Source organism: Roseburia zhanii (assembly GCF_014287635.1).
In the GTDB taxonomy this organism is placed as follows: Bacteria; Bacillota; Clostridia; order Lachnospirales; family Lachnospiraceae; genus Roseburia_B; species Roseburia_B zhanii.
In genome coordinates, this window is record NZ_JACOPH010000036.1 from 1 (window position 1) to 3,404 (window position 3,404).

Annotated in this window: 1 protein-coding gene; it reads left to right on the plus strand. The window is 43.5% G+C overall.

The genetic code is table 11. The features are described 5' to 3' along the window. Positions 1–3,404 (plus strand): YodL domain-containing protein (locus H8S17_RS15685; RefSeq protein ID WP_186867857.1); only part of this gene is annotated, 3,404 nt, incomplete at both ends.

A 3,404-nucleotide genomic window follows, 5' to 3' on the forward strand; every position in this document is an offset into this window, starting at 1 on the left:
TATCAGGATATGATTCGTGCGGTAGAAGCTATTTCGCCAGTACCGATTGAACTGGAGGAGATAGCCGGAGATTCCAAAGGCTACTATGACAGGGAAGCAAAGCGGATTGCGGTACAGGAAAACATGAGCGAGAGCCAGACATTAAAGACCATGATTCATGAGGTGGCTCATTCCAAGCTGCACAGCAAGGAAGTGGAGCAGGATGAGCAGATGCGAAAAGACCGCAACACTAAAGAGGTGGAAGCGGAGAGCATAGCTTATACGGTATGTCAGCATTTTGGAGTGGACACTTCCGATTATTCCTTTGGATATATTGCCGGATGGAGCAGTGGCAGAGATACCAAGGAACTGAGAGCTTCCATGGATACGATACGGAGGACAGCTTCGGAGTTGATTACTGGGATAGAGGAACAATTACAGGAATTACAAAGGAACAGGGAAGTATCACAGGAACAGACAAAGGAAAGTATTCTCCTCATACAGAATACGGACCTTTCAGAGTTCAGTCTGCTTGATGTATATGGCATGGACAGACCGGAACTGATGCAGGCATTGTCAGAAATGACAGACGATGACAAGTTGAGCATACAGGCATATTTGGAAAGCAGGGGTGCATGGACAACGGAAATCGGCAATCAGGATTCCAGAGAGTACGGAGAGTATCATCTGGATGTGCGTTATAACACAGATACAGATGAGCTGATTGATATGAAGGAGAGAAAGGCGGTCTATGATAAGGCAATGGAGCCGATCAATGCCGATGATGTGGTTGTTAAGTTCGCTTCCGTCTTTGAAAGCGAATGGGAGGTCTTGAAAATCACAAATATATCGAGGGAAGATGTCGGGAAAATTCTTAAAGATATGGCTTCTCTTTATGAAAATGAATGGGATGGCAATTACCTTTCATATATGGAAAAGCAGGGAGCGAAAATCACGTTACTTGCGTCCAGTAGTAAGGGTTTAAATGGAAATATGCCGGATTTTTGGGATTATGAATACGATTTTGATGCAGGTCTGACGGATGTGGAGGAACTGTCTGTCATGCAACATGCAGAGCATATCATTAACCGATTGGAACATGGACAGCCTGCCTTTTCCGAGGCTGAAAGAAATTTGATTGTAAATTATGCCTACAAGCTGGGGAACATTGAAAAAACCAGGGAGCTTGCAGAACATATCTATGCACAGGAAGTGGATGGAAATCAGGATGTTGCATTAGCAATGATTGATGCAGAGGCGGAAATCGACGCACTTCCGGATAGCATGGTAGGTGTATCTGAAATGCAGGAATATGGCTATACATGGAATGAAATGTTTCCTCTGACACAGGAAAGGGCAATAGAACTATTTGATCATGATTTGCCTGTGTATCTTCTGCATACGGACGGTTCCGAGACTACTGTATCCGATAGAAAACAGATTACAGAACATGACGGGATGTGTGGCATTGAAAAAGGGGACTGGCTGAATGAACGAAAGCTCCAGATGATGCAGGAAGAACTTTCAGAGAGTGATTCCAACAGGGAAGCACAGCTTTTGTATGGAAATACCGATAAATATGGCATTTATCAGTTGAAGGATGATCCTGAACTGGATAAGTTTCGCTTTGAAGGAACGGAAAGCCTGAAGCGTATGAGAATAACCAAAGATAATTTTGATGCTGTATTGCCGGAAAATTATAAGCTCGTGTATATGGGAGAACTGACGGAATTGCAGGGACAGACACAGTCGGAAACATTGGAAGCAATCTATACAAAGTTCAATATTGACCACCCGGCAGATTATAAGGCTCATTCGCTTTCAGTCAGCGACATTGTAGTATTGCATGAGGATGGCGAGAACAGCGCACACTTTGTTGATTCTTTTGGATTTACGGAACTGCCGAAATTTATGCTGACATTGGAAGGCAAGGAGAACGAAATACAGACAGAGCTTGCGGTACATATCGCAGACCGTTATATCCTTATGCATGAATGTGATGAAGGATACGATTACTCCATTCTGAATGAACAGTATCACTTGCTAGATGGCGGTGTTTATGACAATCCGGATATTACGATTCAAAGAGCAATGGATATGGTAATTGCAGATCTGAAAGAACCACGCTTTTCATCAGTCACAGAGCAGTATTATCGTGACGAATATTTGCAGGGTGAAGTGTATGCAGGTTCCGAAGCAGAGATTGTTGATTTTGTGGAACTTTCGGAGAAAGCCGAGGAAGTGGAACAGGCAGATTTAGAAGCAAAGCAGGCAGAATTTAGAGAGAACAATCCGGATGTGGTTGCAGATTTCCGGGCAAAGACGGAAGAACTGTTTCATAGTCTGGACGGACAGAGTGCGGACGATATAGAAAAAACGGTATATGCCTATGTACAGTCGCAGATAGACGAGTATGGACTGGATGCACAGATTGTTGATGTGGTGGTATCCGGAAGCCGATGCAGAGGTATTGAGCAGGAAAATTCGGATTTGGATGTAGTTGTGGAATACACAGGCTCAACCAGAGAAGATGACCTTTTCAATATGCTACATGAGGACAGCATTTATATCGCTGGTATTCAGGTGGATATTAACCCGATTACAGAGAGCAGAACCGGAACATTGGAGACTTATCTTCCGGAGGTGGAAACTTACCTGCAGGAGAAGGCACAGCAGGAGCAGATCAACAATCAGCTTGTCACGCAGGGGAGAGAATTGGTGCAGGAACAAAACGCACTTGTATCAGAAGAAAAAGTGCTTTCTGAACTGGAAAAAGAGCCTGTAATTGAACCAGAGACAGTCCATATCACATTTACCGTTGCGGAGTGTGGGGAATTTCATAATATGGGTGAATACCATGAGGGCATTGAAACGATAGAGGAAGCTATGAAACTTTACAATGCCATTGATCCTTCCCGTATGCATGGGATTCCTTCTATTGGTGTAAATATGCACATCGAGGGGACTGAAGAATGGGAAGATGAGCAGGCAGACATTGTAAGCGGCAAGAGAATTGATGTGGATTTCCTGAATTATACACCGGAGCTTCGTGATACACCAAAGGTGCAGGACGCAATTAAAAAGCTGATTGCGGCATATCCGGAGAAAGATGTGATTGATATGGAGACAAAAGAGCAGAAGATACAGACACTTGCGGCAGAACTTGACCAGTTATCTTATGAGATTGATACATATGGATATAGAGATTCGGTATCAGACAGAGAATCACAGATACAAATGATTGCTGATGATATAAGAACTGGAAATGTGAAACCTCTAAGTATTTTCTTACAGGCATCTATTGACGAGGGGATAGACGAGGACAGTGAGAGACAGGCAAAGGAACTGCTTGTGAAATTGGCAGAATACAAGCCGCTTGCTAAGATCGAGGAACTGGAGGAACAGAATTATAACATGATTGATGA